Raw genomic sequence first — 16,183 nt, forward strand, 5'->3', positions numbered from 1 at the left:
CGCGCCTCCATCGAGCGCGCAAGGCACAGCATTGCTGTATAAACCGCGCGGAGCCCCGGAAATCATATCGATTCCAAGTCTCGTTGCGCCAGGCAATCCGCACTAACGCATTGCCCGCATTCGTAGCAGCCTCCAGCAAAAAGCGGTGCTTTACGCCACGTTTCTTATCGCGTGAAATCCACCCCTAGACGTCATGCGACGAAAACCGCTTCTATACCGTCTGATGTCAGAATTAGTGATTAGGGAGAATGATCCCCAATCATTAACCGGAAGAAAGCTTTGTTCAGCTTTGCTCCAAAGAAAGATCAAAGCATCGAGAACTTATACCCGGTCGAGACTAACTCAACATCAAAACTCTACTTGAATCTGAATTAGCACTCTTTACCCAAATGTCCAGTTTTTAATCCCATCATTTCTTCTCAAAAATCTCATCTATTAAAAATAGATAACTAAAGAGGCGAACATGTATTGCTTTTCCGACAATCTTTGCGTTTGTTAGCGCCTTGTTTTGGACAGGCGCTTCGGCATTTGTCCCGTCAACGGTTCGTCTCTCACCGAGGGCAAAGTCAACCGATGACCGGCCTTATGTGCCGCGCGTGCAAGAAGATGCGCCGAAATCGGCGCGGTCAGCACGAAGAAGACGAAACCTGCCAAGGCACGGGCCAATATCGATAAGTCCTGCGAATGAATACCGACTGCAAGTAGCAAAAGACCGGAACCAACAGTTCCGGCTTTCGACGCGGCATGCATGCGGCTGTAGAGATCGGGCAGACGAACGATACCGATCGCAGCGATCAGCGAGAATAGTGCGCCGGCCAACAGCAGAGCGGCAACAATGACAGCCCAGAACAATTCCACTACCGCCCTCCCTTCTGCCGACGACTATTCTTGCGGGTTTTCTTGCCCTGCTGCGCGTTGCCACCGTCCCGCGCCACATGAGGTTGCACCGGCACTTTGGACTGCGCGTGCGTGAGGATGAAACGGGCAAAGGCAACGGTAGCAAGAAAGCCGACAAGGCCAAGCGAAATGGCGATATCGATATAGAGCGTGAAGCCGGTTTTGATGGCGATGACGGCGATGAAGCCGATGGCAACCGCCACCAGCATGTCGAGCGCCAGAACACGATCCGGCAGTGTCGGGCCGGCGACCACGCGATAGACGGTCAGCAAAAAGGCGATGCTCAGAATGCCGAGCGCCACCATAGCGGCGGCCGAAACGATGGATGCGGCGATCATCGGAAAGCCTCCATGATCCGACGCTCGAAGCCCTCGGCAATGCTCCGCCTGATGGCGTCCGGATCGGAACAGTCGAGCGCGTGCACGTAGAGGATCTTCCGGTCGTCGGAAACATCGACGGAAAGGGTGCCGGGCGTCAACGTGATGAGATTGGCAAGCAGCGTGATTTCGAAATCGCGGTCGACTGTCAGCGGGAAGGCGAAAATTCCAGGCTTCACATCCATCTTCGGGCTCATGACGGCCATGGCGACGGCCCAAGCGGATTTGGCAAGCTCGCACAGAAACAATAGCAACAGCGCGAGTATTCGGCGGACACGGCCGAGGTAAAGGACGCCGCCATAGGATGACCGCACGATCCCAAGCGCAACGGCCGCGAGAAGAAAGCCGAACACCAAATTCATGAAGGAGGCGCTGCCGGTGACGGCGACCCAGACGATGGCAAGCAGCAGATTGAAGACGAACAGGATCATTGCACGCCCCCCGCAGCAGGAAAGACAGAGTGCAGATAGGCGGATGGATCTACAAGGTCTGCCGCGGCGCGCTGCGTCAGATGCAAAAGGCGCTCCGGGAAAAGGCCGAAACCGACGACCAGCGCGGCAAGAGCGAGAAGCGGCAGACCGGCCTGCCATCTGATCGGCTCAACGGCCACAGCGCCTCCCTCACTCCCCGGGCGCCAGTATGCCAGCAGGAAGACCCGGCCGAAGGCGATCGTCGTCAGGAAACCGACCAGCAGGATCGCGGCGGCCAGCCACCAGGCGCCTGTTGCAAGCGCCGCCTTCACCAGAACGACCTTGGGCCAGAAGCCGGAAAAAGGCGGCAGGCCGCTGACGGCGAAGAACAGCACCAGCGAGAGGCCGGCGAACCAACCGCTCCGCCGATAAAGCCCACCGAGCGAAGTCAGCGAAAAACCGCCGCCGAGACGGGCAGCCTGGCCTGCCAGCAGGTAGAGCGCCGTCATCAGCACCATCGAGTGCAGCGCATAGAAGATCGTCCCGCTGAGACCATCGGCGCTACCGAGTGCCACGCCCGCCAGCATCGTGCCGATGCCTGATATGACCATGTAGCCAAGCATGCGGCGAATGTCATTTTCGCCGAGCGCGCCCAGCACGCCTGCAAGCATCGTCGCGATGGCGACGACGGTAATGACCGGGCCAAGCTCGGCGCGCTCGACGGGCAGCAACATGACGAGAACCCTGATGAGAGCATAGACGCCGACCTTGGTGAGCAGGCCGGCGAACAGGGCCGAAACGGTGATGCGCGGCGTGTGATAGGAGGCGGGAAGCCAGAAATTAACGGGGAAGGCAGCCGCTTTCATGCCGAAGGCGAGCAGGAACAGGCCTGCCAGCGTCATCAGCGGCCCGCTGCTGTCGCCAGCCCTCGCCTTCATCGCGATGTCGGCCATGTTGAGCGTGCCGAAGATGGCATAGAGATAGCCGACGGAGACCAGAAACAGCGTGGTGGCGATGAGATTGAGCACGGCATATTTCAACGCGCCGTCGATCTGTTCCCGCTCTGAACCGAGGATCAGCAGGCCGAAAGACGATATCAGCAGCACCTCGAACCAGACATAGAGATTGAAGACGTCGCCGGTCAGGAAAGCACCGCTGACGCCGGCAAGCAGCAGCAGCAGAAATGGGAAAAAACCATAGCGGCGCCCGCTGGTGACAATCTCGCCGAGCGAATAGATGCCGCCCGCGAGCGCGACGATAGCCGCCGTCAGGGCCATGATCGCGCCGAGAAGATCGACGCTGAAGGCGATGCCGAACGGCGGCAGCCATCGGCCCATCACCATCGTCACCGGCCCATCGCTAGCGACCCTGTAAAGCAAGGCGGCATCGACCAGCACCAGCAGCAGCAAGCCGGGAATGGCGATCCAGGCGTGCCATTCCGTCCGGTTACGCAACATCAGAAGTATCGCACCAAGGCTGATGCACAGGGCCACCGGCAGGATCACCAGCCAATGCCCGAGCGGCACTGGCGCAGCCACCAGCGCGGCAGAGAGATCGACAGCGGTGTCGGCTGGTCCTGCCATTCGTCAGTACCCCAAAGGCGGCAGCGGCCGCTCGTCCGGTTCGGCCACCAGCATCTCGCCGGTATTGTCCGTCTTGAGGTCCTGATATGCCCGGTAGGTCAGGACGAGCAGAAAGGCGAGAAACGAAAATGAGATGACGATCGCCGTCAGGATCAGCGCCTGCGGTAGCGGGTTGGCAGCAGCCAGATCGAGCGTAGTCGCACCTCGCGGGATGATCGGCGGCACCTCGGGAGTTACCCGGCCGGCGGTAAAGAGCAAGAGGTTGACGGCATTGCCCAGGATCGCGATGCCGAGCATGATGCGGATCGAGAATTTCGACAGCATCAGATAGATCGCGACCGTAAAGAACAGGCCGACCAAAGCGGAAAAGACGACCTCCATCAATCCACCTCCCGCTCTTCGAGCGCGAGCGCGATCGAGGTGATGGCGCCGACGACGACCAGATAGACGCCGATATCGAAGAGCATGACGGTGGAAAGCGGCACTTCGACGCCGAACAGATGCGGATAGATCCACAGCCCGGTCATGAACGGCACGCCGGAGAAGACGGACAGGAAACCGGCGACGGTCGCCGCCAGCAGGCCGAAGCCGGCAATCGCCAGCGGATGAAACATGATCGCGCGCCGCACCGCCGTCACGCCGCAAGCAATGCCATAAATCGCCAGGGCGGAGGCCGCGATCAGCCCGCCGATGAAGCCGCCGCCAGGCTCGTTATGGCCGCGCAACAGGACAAAAACGGAAAAGAGCAGCATCAGTGCAGTGAGAAACGGCGCGGCGGTGCGGAAGATCAGCGTGTTCATGAACGCTCAGCCTCCAACTTTTCCTCAAGATCAGGATCGTTGGCCGCAAGCTTGCGCTCGCCACCCGCCCGGATGCGGATCAGCGCCAAGATCGCAAGCCCGGTAATGGCCACAACGGCGATCTCGCCGAGCGTGTCCGTGCCGCGGAAATCGACGATGATCACATTGACGACGTTGTCGCCATGGGCGATCAGCTTCGAATAGTGATTGAAGAAGGCCGTCAATGTCAGGTCGAAGGGTGCCTCCGTCGCCTTCAGCAACAGGAGGCCGAAGCCGACGCCGCAAGCAATCGCAAGCGCGGCATGGGCGACCATTTTCAACGGCGGCCGGCGATCCGAGGAAGACAGACGCAGCCGCGTCATCACCATGGCAAGGATCACGACGGAAAGAGTCTCGACCATGAATTGCGTGAAAGACAGATCCGGCGCGCCGAACAGCAGGAAGATGACGGCCACGGCAAAACCCTGAATGCCGAGCGAAACGATGGCGGTCAGCCGGTCGCGCGCAAGGACGACGGCAGCAAGCCCTATAACGGCGATGAGGAAGATCGTCGCCTCATGCCATTGCAAATTCGGCCATGAGGGGATTGCCGGCAGTTCGCCATGGATGATGAGCGGGATCAACAGCGTGGCTGCAAGGCAAACAAAGGTCACGGTGACATAGATTTCCAGGCGGCCGGGTTGCAGGACGCGCGAGACGAGGTGTGACAATCGCACCAGGCTGGAAATGAAGCCATCAAAGCCGCGGTCCGGCCCCGGGCCCAGAGCCCGCAAGACGACCGACATGAAAAAGCGGGCGCGATCAAGCTTCCAATAGACAAGGATGCCGATCAACACGGTCGCCACCGACAGCGCAAGGGGCAGACCGACATGCGGGACGAGCGACACCGATATCTGCAATCCCTTGCCGCTGACAGCACTGGCCATCGGCGACGAGACATAGGCATGCCATAGACCCGAGAGCAGAGCCGAAGCGAGACCGAGCAAGGCAAGCACTACCGGTCCGAGCCAGAGCAGTGGAGGCGCCTCATGCGGATGCTGCGGCGTCTCGGTCGTCGGTCCCAGGAAGGGCTTCAGTGCCACGGCAAAGGCGATGGCAAACATCAGTGCGTTGCCGGCGACGGCGACGATCGTCAGAATGATCGCGCCCGGCGAGGCCTGTGCCAGAGCCGCATAGATCTCCTCCTTGGCGAGGAACCCGAAAGCGGGCGGCAGGCCGCCCATCGAGATGGCGGCGATCAGGGCGGCAGCGAAGGTCAGCGGCATGGCGGAGCGCAGGCCGCCCAGGCGCGTGATATCTCTCGTTCCCGTCTCGTGGTCGACGATGCCGGCGATCATGAACAGAGCGCCCTTGAACATCGAATGCGCCACCAGATAAAGGACGGCGGCTTCGACGGCGTAATCCGAGCCGAAACCGGTGAGCAACACGAGCAGGCCGAGGGAGGAGACCGTCGTATAGGCGAGCTTCAACTTCAGATCGGTCTGCCGTATGGCAAGCAAGGTTCCGACCAGCAGCGTCGCAGCGCCGAAAATCGGGAGGATCGTCTGCCAGGCCATCGTCCCACCCATGGCCGGATTGAGCCGCATCAGCAGATAGACGCCCGCCTTCACCATGGTGGCGGAGTGCAGATAGGCCGATACGGGGGTCGGCGCTTCCATGGCGTTCGGCAGCCAGAAATGAAACGGAAATTGCGCCGATTTGGTGAAGGCGCCGCCGAGCACCAGGATCAGGGCTGCAAGATAGAGCGGGCTCCCGCGCAAGGCATCGCCGGCTTTCAGCAGGTCGGACATCGAGCCAACGCCGGTAATCTGCCAGATGAGTAGCAGGCCCGCGAGCAACAGCAGCCCTCCGCCGCCGGTGACCACCAGTGCCTGCAGCGCCGCCCGGCGCGACGCCTCCCGCTGATGATCGAACCCGATCAGCAGGAAGGAGGTGATCGAGGTCAATTCCCAGAAGACGAACAAGGTGAGGAAACTGTCCGAAACGACAAGGCCGAGCATCGAGCCCATGAACAGGAAGATGAAGGAGAAGAAGCGCCCGAGATCCGCATGACCCTTCAGATAACCGCCTGAGTAGAGAACGATCAGCGTGCCGATGCCGGTGATGAGCAAAGCGAAGGTCAGCGACAGACCATCAAGCAGCCATGAAAAGCGCAAGCCGAGGCTCGGCACCCAATCGAAACCGCCCCGGATGACCTGCCCTGAGGCAATGTCGGGGAGAAACCTCGTAAAATGGAGAAAGGCCAGCGCAGGAAGCAGCGCCAACGGCCAAGCCGCATGGTGCCCAAACCGCCGAACGATGACGGACGCGATCAGCGCACCGAAAAAGGGCAGACATAGAGCCAGGAATGTCAGGCCCGCGAAACCGGCCATGTCCTCTCCCTGCTGAACACCAATGCGGAATCCGGCATGGCCGGAGCTAGGTTGCAGGGATAGGCGAAAGGCGGGACCGTCTCAAGTCCTGCGGGAATAAAACCGGGATTAAACCACTGAAATCGGCTTTCGGCAGGAACAGCCTACAGGTTGAGGATGCGCACCATGTTTCTGACGGCGATCGTTTCACAGCATCGAGGCTCAGAAGTCCGGCACAATTGGCTGCAGTGTCGAATAAGCCGCTAAACGTGCATGGCTCGCAATGAAGCTGTAACGAATTTAGGCTATTTTATTCTTATTCTTAGAATCGCTATGGAATTTCTGCTGAAAAATGCGCTATTCTTGATCGGTTTGCAGATCCAGCCTCCCGGAAACCGCAATGCTCGCGCGCCTGACCGCCCTCCTGCTTCTTTCCCCTGCGTCGGCCTTTGCCGCCGACTGGTGGTCCTATGACAATACGGGCTTCGGCTATGCGATCGAGCTGCCGTCGGAATTTCATCTCTCGGCCCCATCAGACGATGCCAACCGCCTTTCCCTGTCGCCGGCGGATCGATCTGCCATGCTGCAGGTTTTCAGCACGATCATCCCCAACGGCGACTTCTCGACGGAAGCGAATGTGCGCGTGGCGCTCGCCAAGGATCAGGGCTGGAAGATTTCCTACTCCAAATCGAACTCGCGCGGCATCAGCTTCTCCGGCACAAAGCAGGGTCGTATCGTCTATGTGCGCGGCGTAGCCCTCTGCAACGGCGGAGCGGCCTTTTTCCAGATGGATTATTCGAAGGCGGACATGCAGCGCTACGACGCCATGGTCATGCGCCTGGTGCGCAGCCTGCGCCCCACGAAGAAATGCACGCCGACGGCGCAGGTCGTCAAAAGTTTTCCGGTGACAGGCTGAAGCACGTCAACACCGCCGAATAGTGCACGGCGGCGGCGGCAATGACAAAGCCATGCCAGATGGCGTTCTGGAAGCGCAGCTTTTCCCAGACATGAAAGATGACGCCGAGCGAGTAGATCACCCCGCCGATGACGATGAGCAGCATCGACGCGAACGGGATATAGGTCGAGACCGGCTTGGCCACAATCACGCCGCTCCAGCCCATGACGAGATAAAGCAGGATCGCCAGCCGATCGTAACGCCCCGGAAAGAAGCATTTCAGCACGATGCCGAAGGCTGCAAAAGCCCAGACTGCGATCAGCATGGCAAGCAGCAGCGGATCCTCCGCGCCGCGTTCGAGAAAGGGTGTGTAGGTGGCGGCAATCAGCACATAGATGAAGGAATGATCGAAACGCCGCAGGAACCATTTGGTATGCGATACGGGCCAGGCATTGTAGGCGAAGGACATCCCCAAGGTCAGCACGAGACCGACGCCGTAGATCCAGGCGGCAGCGATCCCACCGTAGGAGCTCCAGACGGTCGCGTAGAAGATCAATACGGTCGCGCCGATCAGCGCAAAGACGACGCCGACGCCGTTGACAATGCTGTCGGCGATCACTTCGTATCGATCATAAGCCCAGCGAATGCCTCTATATTCGGCCATCTGTGCGCGTTCCAATTCCGTAGCAGCCCGATTCTTGCACCTCACCGAAGTGGAAGCAACCGCACCAAACGGGCATTTCAATAAATCTTCGTGAACGCGCGGAGTATCTCGTCAACAGGGAGCGAACGCTCAATCCGCAATTTCTGGCCTTCTGTGAACAATCGAAATCCGCCATATAGGATGGCAAGTACAGCGGGCGAGAGGACATCGAAGAGGCATATCAACCGGCGAAAAATCTCCCGCCCACCGCTGACGGTTTCCTGCCGTCCACGCCGGTTGCCTTTCCAGAACATCGAGGTTGGAATAACCCATGACCGAAACCGCCCCCTCCTATGCACTGACGCGTCCTGCCTATGTCGGCCAATCGCATCTCGTGGTCACCGACCTGCCGCTGGTGTCGCGCTTCTATCAGGACATGCTCGGCCTCAAGGTGGTCGAGAAGACGGCGAGTGGCGAAGTCCTGGGCGTCGCCGGCCAACCTCTCCTGACCCTCACCACGGATCGCGCGGCCGTGCGCGCGCCGCAAACGGCGGCTGGCCTGTTTCACACCGCCTTCCTCATGCCGAGCCGGGTCGAACTCGCCCGCTGGCTTCGTCATGCAGCCCATAATAACGTCGTGCTCGAAGGCGCGTCCGACCACATCGTCAGCGAAGCCATCTATCTGTCGGACCCGGAAGGCAACGGCATCGAGATCTATGCCGATCGGCCACACGAGCAGTGGACGTTCCATAGCGACGGCACGGTCGAGATGGCGACCCTCAGGCTTGACTTGCAGCAGCTCTATGAAAGCGCTCCGCAGGACCGCTGGGACGGTATGGCCGAAGGCTCGGCGATCGGCCACATCCACCTGCAGGTCGGCGACGTGGCAGAGGCGAACGCCTTCTATCGCGACGTTCTCGGCATGAAGGTCATGGCCGCGCGCTATCCCGGCGCCACCTTCCTTGCGACCGGCGGCTATCACCATCATCTCGGCGCCAACACCTGGAACAGCCGCGGCGCGGGAGTGCGCTCCGAACACATGACCGGCCTTTCTGACTACACCCTGCGCTTCAACGACAAAGCCTCGCTTGATAAGGCCGTGGCCGCCCTCGACCAGCATGAGATCAAGACCCAGAAGCGCGACGGCGGCGTTTCGCTGCGGGATCCCTGGGGCATCGGGCTGAACCTGGTCGCGTAATTTGCCCGGCTGACCAAGCATGACAAAGCCCGTTCCGGAACTGGAGCGGGCCTTTCGCGTTTTAGTGGTAAGGCGATCGTGCCTTCGGGGATTTGATGGGATGGAGATCGATAAAATCGCCGGCAGGCAGGCAGGCGGAACGGCGGCGCAGGAAAGCGGCTCCGGGGCGGGCGGATATGGCAACGAAGCCGACGCGGCCGAACTGGCGGATTATCCAACAAATGGCAAACTCCATGTCGCCGCCTCATGGGCGACCATAGGCATCTTCCTCATCCTGGCGCTTGCAGGCGTCTATATGATGTCGATGATCCTCATTCCGGTGACGCTTGCCGTCGTGGTCGGGATGATCCTTGGTCTTGCGGCGGAGAAACTGAGCAGACTTGGCGTGCCCCGTGTCCTCAACGCCATTCTCCTGTCGTCCGCGGTAGCACTGGCCATCGTCCTCGTCGTCAACGCGCTCGCCGGGCCGCTGGCAACGCTGGCTCAGGAGGCTCCCGATTTCTTCCAGCGAACCTCCGACAGGCTGATGCCTTATCTCAACCGGTTCAAATGGCTGCATATTTCCCCGGAGACTTTCCAGAGCGGTCCCATGTCCATCACCACGCTGCTGGAAAACAGCGGCAATGTCTTGCATCTGCTCTCCAGCAATCTCACACCGGCCATCGTTCAGATACTGATCTTCTTTGCTGCGCTCCTGTTGTTTCTCTCCGGCCGGGTTACCCTGCGTAAAACGATCATCATGACCTTTTCCAGCAGGGAGTCGAGACTGACGGCAATCCGCATCATCAATGCGGTGGAGCGGGTGCTCGGTTTTTATTTCGCCACGGCCTCGCTGATCTATGCCGGCATCGGCGTTGCCATGACTGTTATCGCCTATGTCGGCGGTATGAGCGTGCCGATACTCTGGGGCGTATTTGCCTTCCTCTCGAGTTTCATCCCGTTCCTCGGCGTCACCACGATGACGATTGCGCTCGCAATCGCCGGCATCATCACGCAATCGGACATCATCTTTGCTCTAGCGCCGGCTGTTGCCTTCTTCGCTGTGCATCTTGCGGTGGAGAACCTGGTGTTTCCCGCGGTCATGGGCCGCCAATGGGAACTCAACCCTTTTGTCGTGTTCCTCGCCATCATATTCTGGACATGGATGTGGGGCGCCATCGGCGCCATGCTGGCGCTGCCGCTTTCGCTGATCGTCATGACCGTCGTCGATGAACTCTTCATCGAGGAAAAAACCCAGCCGCAATTGCCAGGCTGAGACAAACCGAGGCTTACGCCATCAGTTCGTCGTGCCGTCGTCGCCCTTTTCGGGGATATCCTGCAGGCGGACGAACTGCACGCCCTTGGCCTTCAGCGCCAGGATGCTTGCCACCACGCCCTCTCCCGCCGCATGCGTCGGCTGGTTGATGTGGGAAATGATGACATCGCCATCCTTGGCGGAGGCATATTGCTTCTCCACCATCTTGGCCGGCAGCAGCGAGCCGCTGTCGCCGTTCACGGAATATCCGGCAACGCGATAGCCCATGCCGCGGATCTGCATAATGGCGGCGGGTGTGTATTTCGCCGTCGCGCCACGGAACCAGCGCGGCTGCTGAATGCCGGCGGCAATCATGGCGTCGGCTCCGCCCTTCACTTCCTGAGCTACCGCCTGCGGCGATCCTGCGGCGGCTATGCCGTAGACCTTGGTCGGAACATCGACGGCCGGAATATGGTTCTGCCCATGATTTTCCAGCTCGAAAAGGTCGGGATGGGCGAGGAAGACGGCAAGCGAATCCGGATTGGTGCGCAGCCAGCGCGCGGTGACGAAGATCGTCGCCGGAATATGCTGATCGACCAGCGTGCTGAGAATGCGCGGATCGGTCTTGCCCATGCAGGCATCGAACGTCAGCGCGATGCGCGGCGCACCCTTCCCCGCCCGATTGACGTGCAGATGCGGCTCGACGAGCTTGACGTTCGAGACAGGGGCCTTTGGTGGAAGCTCAGGCCAGCCGGCAGGCTGCTGCGTCGGCTGAGCGGCGAAGGCAACCGGAACGGCAGCGACAAGGAATGCGGACGTCAGCAAAAAACGGTTCATCGGGCAGCCACCGAGCGGATCGAGCAAATGAAATCTGGCGGAAGGGGCACGTGATTGCCATAGGTTTTCCGCCTCGGCGTTCGCCATCATCCGCCAACACGCCGGAAATATGGCAAGCCGACGGCAAACATGCCCATTTCGCATCACAAATGCCATGACTCTGCAAAGCATCGAGGTCCGGGCTTCAACCTGGCCGCGTCTATGCTACGATTGATATGAGGCCGCTCTATCACTATCTGCCTATTTTTCCGTGCTCCCAAAGAGAGACATGCATGAGTCGCGATCCCTATGAAGTTCTGGGCGTAAAACGGGACGCCCCGCAAAAGGATATTCAAAACGCCTATCGCAAGCTTGCCAAAAAGCTGCATCCCGACCTCAACCCCGGCGACAAGCAAGCTGAGGACAAGTTCAAGGAGGTCTCGGCAGCCTATGGCATTGTAGGCGATGAGGAGAAGCGCGCGCGTTTCGATCGTGGCGAGATCGATAGCAGCGGCACCGAGCAGGCACCGCGCAACTACTACCGCGATTATGCCGCGAACGAAGGCCAGCGCGGTCCCTATCGGAATGCCGGCGGATTCGCCGATTTCGGCGATGCCGACGACATATTTTCCAACTTCTTCTCACGGCGCAGCCGAGGCCAATCCCAAATGCAGGGTCAAGATCGTCACTATTCGATGGAAGCCGACTTTCTTGACGCCATCAACGGCGCGAAGAAGCAGATCAGCTTGCCTGACGGGCCGGCGCTCGACGTTCAGATACCGCCGGGCACCCGCGACGGGCAGACCCTGCGCCTGAAGGGCAAGGGCGAACCCGGCATCAATGGCGGCAAGCCTGGAGATGCATTGATTGCGGTGCATGTCCGTCCGCACCGCTTCTACACCCGAGACGGCGACGATATCCGGCTGGAACTGCCGATTTCGCTAACCGAGGCGGTGCTCGGCGGCAAGATCCGGGTCCCAACACCCTCCGGTCCTGTCACCGTGACACTGCAGCCGAATTCCAATACCGGCAAGGTGCTGCGGCTGAAGGGCAAGGGCGCACCGGTGCGCGGCAAGGAAAACGGCGACGCCTACGTCACCCTGAAGGTAGTCCTTCCGGATGCGGCGGATCCCGAACTCACGCGTTTCGCCTCCGAATGGGAGGCCGGCAAGACGCAAGATCCCAGAAAGACCATGGGAGGATAGGCGATGGATGAGAGAGAGTTTCGACTGCACCTCGAAATCGAGACCACAGTTCTGGAAGTCTGGATCTCTGAGGGTTGGCTGGTGCCGGAAGTGACGGATCAGGGCCGGAATTTCCGCGAGGCGGACATCGCGCGCGGCCAGCTTATTCTCGACCTCAGCAATGCCATGGGCCTCAACCAGCCCGGCGTCGATGTCGTCATGGATCTGGTCGATCAGCTTCATAGCCTCAGGGCGACACTGCGCGACCTGACGGATGCCGTCCGCCGGCAGCCTTCGGATGTGCAGGAACACATCCTGTCGGAACTCACGCGCGTGGACGTGCAAAAGCGGAGATAGAGCCTTCCAGCGGCTTCACGGCATCGCTGCGCAATTTTCCTGAAAATGCCTTGGGCGCTCAGTCGTAAAGATAGTGCTGCTGCCAGCTGTCGCGCGGCACCTTATCGCCGATCTGATAACTCAGGTCCCGAACATGAATGTGCTGCGGGCCGGTGACGCATATATACGAGAGATGATACCAGTCACCCTTGCTGCGGAAGACCGCGCCGGGCGCATTCATCGAATCCTGGTTCATCGCCGGGTCGCCGAACGTATAGGCAATCACCTTGTCCGGCTTGAAACCCGTCTTTTCCGTGCCAATCCGCTTCATGGCCTCCGCGTCGCATGCCTGCTCCATCCGCTCGGAAGGATCAAGCTTTTCCAACTCCTTCTTCATGGTCACATCAACAGCGAAGGCAGAGTTAGCGAAAGAAGCCAAAGGGATAAGGATGGCAAAGAGTTTCAGCATGATGACCGGTCCCTTGCATTTTTCCGAATTTGATTGCGTCCGCTCCCCTCGGGGAAGGCGGTTCAACCGCCCTTATGTCGACGCATTGTATGCCGACTTCGGTAAAGAATGTGGTCTCATCAAGGCAGCCCCCAATCGGTTTTCCCGCAAGCCGCCTGTTCGATCGAGACTAATATCGGCGACTTGCATGAAACTTGACGGGGCACTTGCCTATTGAACCTCATGCAGCCGCCCTCTATTTCTCTGTTCTCCTCGCATCCGACTTTCACACCAGAGAAAGCGCTCCCGTGTCAGTTTTCAAGAACCTCCCCACCCCGCCTGCCGCCCCGAAAAAAACCATTACGGATACGCGTCATGGCATCAGCCGCAGCGACGATTATGCATGGCTGCGCGCCGACAACTGGCAGGCAATGTTCAAGGATCCTTCGATCCTGGCCCCGGAAATCCGCACGCATCTGGAGGCCGAAAACGCCTACATGAATGCCGCGATGGCCGACACGAAGGAGCTGCAGAAGGTTCTCTTCGGCGAGATGAAGGGCCGCATCAAGGAGGACGACAGCTCGGTGCCGGTCAAGGACGGCCCCTACGCTTACGGGACGCTCTTCGTCACCGGCGGCGAGCAGCCGCATTATTTCCGCGAAGCCCGCAACGGCGGCGACCGCAAGCTTTTATTGAACGGCGACAAGGAGAATGAGGGGAAGTCCTATTTTCGCCTTTCAGGCCTCGATCACTCCACCGACCATAGCCGCGGCATCTGGGGATATGACGACAAGGGCTCTGAATATTTCACGCTGAAGGTCCGCGATCTCGAGACCGGCGAGGACCTTGCCGACGTGCTCGAAAACACCGGCGGCGGCGGCGTCTGGGCGCCCGACGGCAAGAGCTTCTTCTACACGCTGCAGGACGAGAACCATCGCCCTTCCAAGATCTTCCATCACATCGTCGGCACGCCGCAATCGCAGGACCGGCTCGTCTATGAAGAAGAAGACGCAGGCTTCTTCATGGGCGTCGGCGGCTCTCTGCTTGATGATTACATCTTCATCGATATCCACGATCACGAGACCAGCGAATACCGCATCATCCCGACCTCCGACCTCACCGCAGAGCCGAAGCTGGTGGCGGAGCGCGAGACGGGGATCGAATATGAGATGACGGAAGGCGGCGACGTCTTCTACATCCTGACCAATGACGGCGACGCCAAGGATTTCAAGATCATGGAGACGCCGGCCGACAAACCGGGCAAGGAAAACTGGCGCGAAGTGGTGGCCCACAAGCCGGGCACGCTGATCCTCAACCATATGGCCTATGCCCGACACCTCATCTGGCTGGAGCGCAAGGACGGCCTGCCACGCATCATCATCCGCGACCGCCACAGCGGCGAGGAACATTCGATTGCCTTCGAAGAGGAAGCCTATTCGCTCGGCCTGCAGGGGGCCGCGGAATACGATACGGATGTCATCCGCTTCTCCTATTCCTCGATGACGACGCCGAGCCAGCTCTACGACTACAATATGGTGACGCGCGAGCGCACCCTGCTGAAGACGCAGGAGGTGCCCTCTGGCCACAATCCGGCCGACTACGTCACCCGCCGCGTCTTCGCGCCCGCCTGGGACGGCGAGCAGGTGCCGGTAACCCTGCTTTATCGCAAGGACACGCCGCTCGACGGTTCCGCGCCGTGCCTGCTCTATGGCTACGGCGCCTATGGCATCGCCATTCCCGCCGGTTTCAACACCAATTGCCTGTCACTCGCAGATCGAGGCTTCGTCTACGCTATCGCCCATATCCGCGGCGGCAAGGACAAGGGTTTTTCGTGGTACGAAGACGGCAAGATGGAGAAGAAGACCAATACGTTCAGGGACTTCATCGCCGCGGCCGACTATTTGAATGAGCAGAAGTTCACCTCTTATGCGAAGATCATCGCCGAAGGCGGATCGGCCGGCGGCATGCTGATGGGCGCTGTCGCCAACATGGCACCGGAGAAATTCGCGGGCATCATCGCCGCCGTCCCCTTCGTCGACGTGCTCAATACCATGCTCGACGACACCCTGCCTTTGACGCCGCCGGAATGGCCGGAATGGGGCAATCCGATCGACAGCAAAGAAGAGTACGAGCAGATCGCCGCCTACAGCCCCTATGACAATGTCGGGGAAAAGCCCTATCCGCCCATCCTCGCGCTCGGCGGCCTCACCGACCCCCGCGTCACCTATTGGGAACCGGCAAAATGGGTCGCCAAGCTGCGCGACAAGACGACAGGCGACGCGCCGATCCTCTTGAAGACGAACATGGATGCCGGCCACGGTGGCGCGTCCGGACGCTTCCAGCGCCTGGAGGAAGTGGCTTTCGAATATTCCTTCGCCATCAAGGTAGCGGACAAGATGTAGGCGGAAGCCGGGAGGAGAGAATGACCGTCTTTGTCGCCCTGCTGCGTGCCGTCAATGTCGGCGGCACCGGCACATTGTCGATGGCGGAGCTGAAGGCGCTCTGTGAGGAAATCGGCTTCACGGACGTGAAGACCTATATCCAGAGCGGCAATGTGCTCTTTCGCTCCGAAGAGGATGAGGCCAAGGTGCAGGTCCGCTTGGAGGAGGCGCTGGCCCGCAAGATGGGCAAATCGCCCGGGGTGATCCTGCGCAGCCGTCAGGCTTTGGAAGCTGCGGCGGAAGGCTCGCCCTTCCCGCATGCCAAGCCGAACTATCTGCTCATCACCTTCCTTCCGGAGGCGGCGCCAAAGGATGCTCTGGACAAGCTCGTCGCGCCGGGCGGGGAAGAAGTGCAGGTTGCCGGCAGGGAAATCTATATCCACTACCCCGACGGCTCGGGACGTTCCAAGCTGAAGCTGCCTGCACTGAAGGCAGGAACATCGAGAAATCTCAATACGGTTAGGAAGTTGGCGGAGATGGCCCGAGAGCTGGAAGATGGCTAGGGACGGATATCTTCCTACCGGAAACAAGCGCCTTGCACGCCCTCGTCGCCAGCCCTACCTTAAAGGC

The 16,183-nt window shown here is 60.0% G+C and carries 17 protein-coding genes; 7 read left to right on the top strand and 10 right to left on the bottom strand.

Going from position 1 to position 16,183, the window contains the following annotated elements; all coding sequences use genetic code 11:
- Positions 1-495 precede the first annotated feature (495 nt).
- Genes mnhG through GA0061101_RS01415 form a run of 7 tightly spaced genes read right to left on the bottom strand, consistent with a single transcriptional unit; the run spans position 496 to position 6,439 of the window.
- Positions 496-858, bottom strand: coding sequence for a monovalent cation/H(+) antiporter subunit G (gene mnhG, locus GA0061101_RS01385; RefSeq protein WP_092572865.1), 363 nt, complete (start codon positions 856-858; stop codon positions 496-498).
- Positions 858-1,235 (bottom strand): cation:proton antiporter, encoded by a 378-nt coding sequence (locus tag GA0061101_RS01390; protein ID WP_092572866.1) that lies wholly within the window; start codon positions 1,233-1,235, stop codon positions 858-860. Before GA0061101_RS01390 ends, mnhG begins: the two co-directional genes overlap by 1 nt.
- Complete coding sequence (locus GA0061101_RS01395) at positions 1,232-1,705, bottom strand: Na+/H+ antiporter subunit E (RefSeq protein WP_037193737.1); 474 nt, start codon at positions 1,703-1,705, stop codon at positions 1,232-1,234. The genes GA0061101_RS01390 and GA0061101_RS01395 overlap by 4 nt, the downstream gene beginning before the upstream one ends.
- Positions 1,702-3,267: a Na+/H+ antiporter subunit D gene (locus tag GA0061101_RS01400; protein ID WP_092572867.1), complete on the bottom strand. Its 1,566-nt coding sequence runs from the start codon at positions 3,265-3,267 to the stop codon at positions 1,702-1,704. The genes GA0061101_RS01395 and GA0061101_RS01400 overlap by 4 nt, the downstream gene beginning before the upstream one ends.
- Before the next feature lie 3 nt (positions 3,268-3,270).
- Positions 3,271-3,648: a Na+/H+ antiporter subunit C gene (locus GA0061101_RS01405; protein WP_037193735.1), complete on the bottom strand. Its 378-nt coding sequence runs from the start codon at positions 3,646-3,648 to the stop codon at positions 3,271-3,273.
- On the bottom strand, positions 3,648-4,067 hold the full coding sequence (locus GA0061101_RS01410) for a Na+/H+ antiporter subunit B (RefSeq protein WP_092572868.1): 420 nt from the start codon (positions 4,065-4,067) through the stop codon (positions 3,648-3,650). Before GA0061101_RS01410 ends, GA0061101_RS01405 begins: the two co-directional genes overlap by 1 nt.
- A complete protein-coding gene (locus GA0061101_RS01415; RefSeq protein ID WP_092572869.1) occupies positions 4,064-6,439 on the bottom strand; it encodes a putative monovalent cation/H+ antiporter subunit A in 2,376 nt (791 codons plus the stop codon). The genes GA0061101_RS01410 and GA0061101_RS01415 overlap by 4 nt, the downstream gene beginning before the upstream one ends.
- Before the next feature lie 379 nt (positions 6,440-6,818).
- On the opposite strand from GA0061101_RS01415, the gene GA0061101_RS01420 reads away from it, so the two are divergent.
- Positions 6,819-7,334 carry a hypothetical protein gene (locus GA0061101_RS01420; RefSeq protein WP_037193730.1) on the top strand — a complete coding sequence of 172 codons (516 nt, stop codon included), beginning with the start codon at positions 6,819-6,821 and terminating at the stop codon, positions 7,332-7,334.
- Here GA0061101_RS01420 and trhA read toward each other — a convergent pair.
- Positions 7,309-7,977 (bottom strand): PAQR family membrane homeostasis protein TrhA, encoded by a 669-nt coding sequence (trhA, locus tag GA0061101_RS01425; RefSeq protein WP_037193728.1) that lies wholly within the window; start codon positions 7,975-7,977, stop codon positions 7,309-7,311. The genes GA0061101_RS01420 and trhA overlap by 26 nt on opposite strands.
- 310 nt (positions 7,978-8,287) lie before the next feature.
- Between trhA and GA0061101_RS01435 the strand changes: the two genes are divergently transcribed.
- Entirely contained in the window at positions 8,288-9,154 is an 867-nt protein-coding gene (locus GA0061101_RS01435) for a VOC family protein (RefSeq protein ID WP_037193724.1), read from the top strand.
- A 100-nt stretch (positions 9,155-9,254) separates the two neighbouring features.
- Entirely contained in the window at positions 9,255-10,409 is a 1,155-nt protein-coding gene (locus tag GA0061101_RS01440) for an AI-2E family transporter (RefSeq protein WP_092572870.1), read from the top strand.
- 21 nt (positions 10,410-10,430) lie between these two features.
- On the opposite strand, the gene GA0061101_RS01445 is transcribed toward GA0061101_RS01440, so the two are convergent.
- Entirely contained in the window at positions 10,431-11,225 is a 795-nt protein-coding gene (locus GA0061101_RS01445; RefSeq protein ID WP_092573013.1) for a polysaccharide deacetylase family protein, read from the bottom strand.
- A 272-nt stretch (positions 11,226-11,497) separates the two neighbouring features.
- Here GA0061101_RS01445 and GA0061101_RS01450 point away from each other — a divergent pair, with 272 nt between their 5' ends.
- A complete protein-coding gene (locus tag GA0061101_RS01450) occupies positions 11,498-12,409 on the top strand; it encodes a DnaJ C-terminal domain-containing protein (RefSeq protein WP_047559700.1) in 912 nt (303 codons plus the stop codon).
- 3 nt (positions 12,410-12,412) lie between these two features.
- Positions 12,413-12,745 (top strand): chaperone modulator CbpM, encoded by a 333-nt coding sequence (locus GA0061101_RS01455; RefSeq protein ID WP_037193718.1) that lies wholly within the window; start codon positions 12,413-12,415, stop codon positions 12,743-12,745.
- Positions 12,746-12,803: 58 nt separating this feature from the next.
- Here GA0061101_RS01455 and GA0061101_RS01460 read toward each other — a convergent pair whose 3' ends face one another.
- Entirely contained in the window at positions 12,804-13,193 is a 390-nt protein-coding gene (locus GA0061101_RS01460; RefSeq protein ID WP_092572871.1) for a DUF930 domain-containing protein, read from the bottom strand.
- A 287-nt stretch (positions 13,194-13,480) separates the two neighbouring features.
- Between GA0061101_RS01460 and GA0061101_RS01465 the strand changes: the two genes are divergently transcribed.
- Positions 13,481-15,574, top strand: a complete 2,094-nt coding sequence (locus GA0061101_RS01465; protein WP_037193716.1) for a S9 family peptidase — start codon at positions 13,481-13,483, stop codon at positions 15,572-15,574.
- A 20-nt stretch (positions 15,575-15,594) separates the two neighbouring features.
- The gene (locus GA0061101_RS01470) at positions 15,595-16,116 is read left to right on the top strand and encodes a DUF1697 domain-containing protein (protein ID WP_037193714.1); all 522 of its coding nucleotides are present in this window, start codon (positions 15,595-15,597) and stop codon (positions 16,114-16,116) included.
- Positions 16,117-16,183 lie beyond the last annotated feature (67 nt).

This window comes from Martinezella lusitana, assembly GCF_900094565.1.
GTDB classification, from domain to species: Bacteria; Pseudomonadota; Alphaproteobacteria; order Rhizobiales; family Rhizobiaceae; genus Rhizobium; species Rhizobium lusitanum.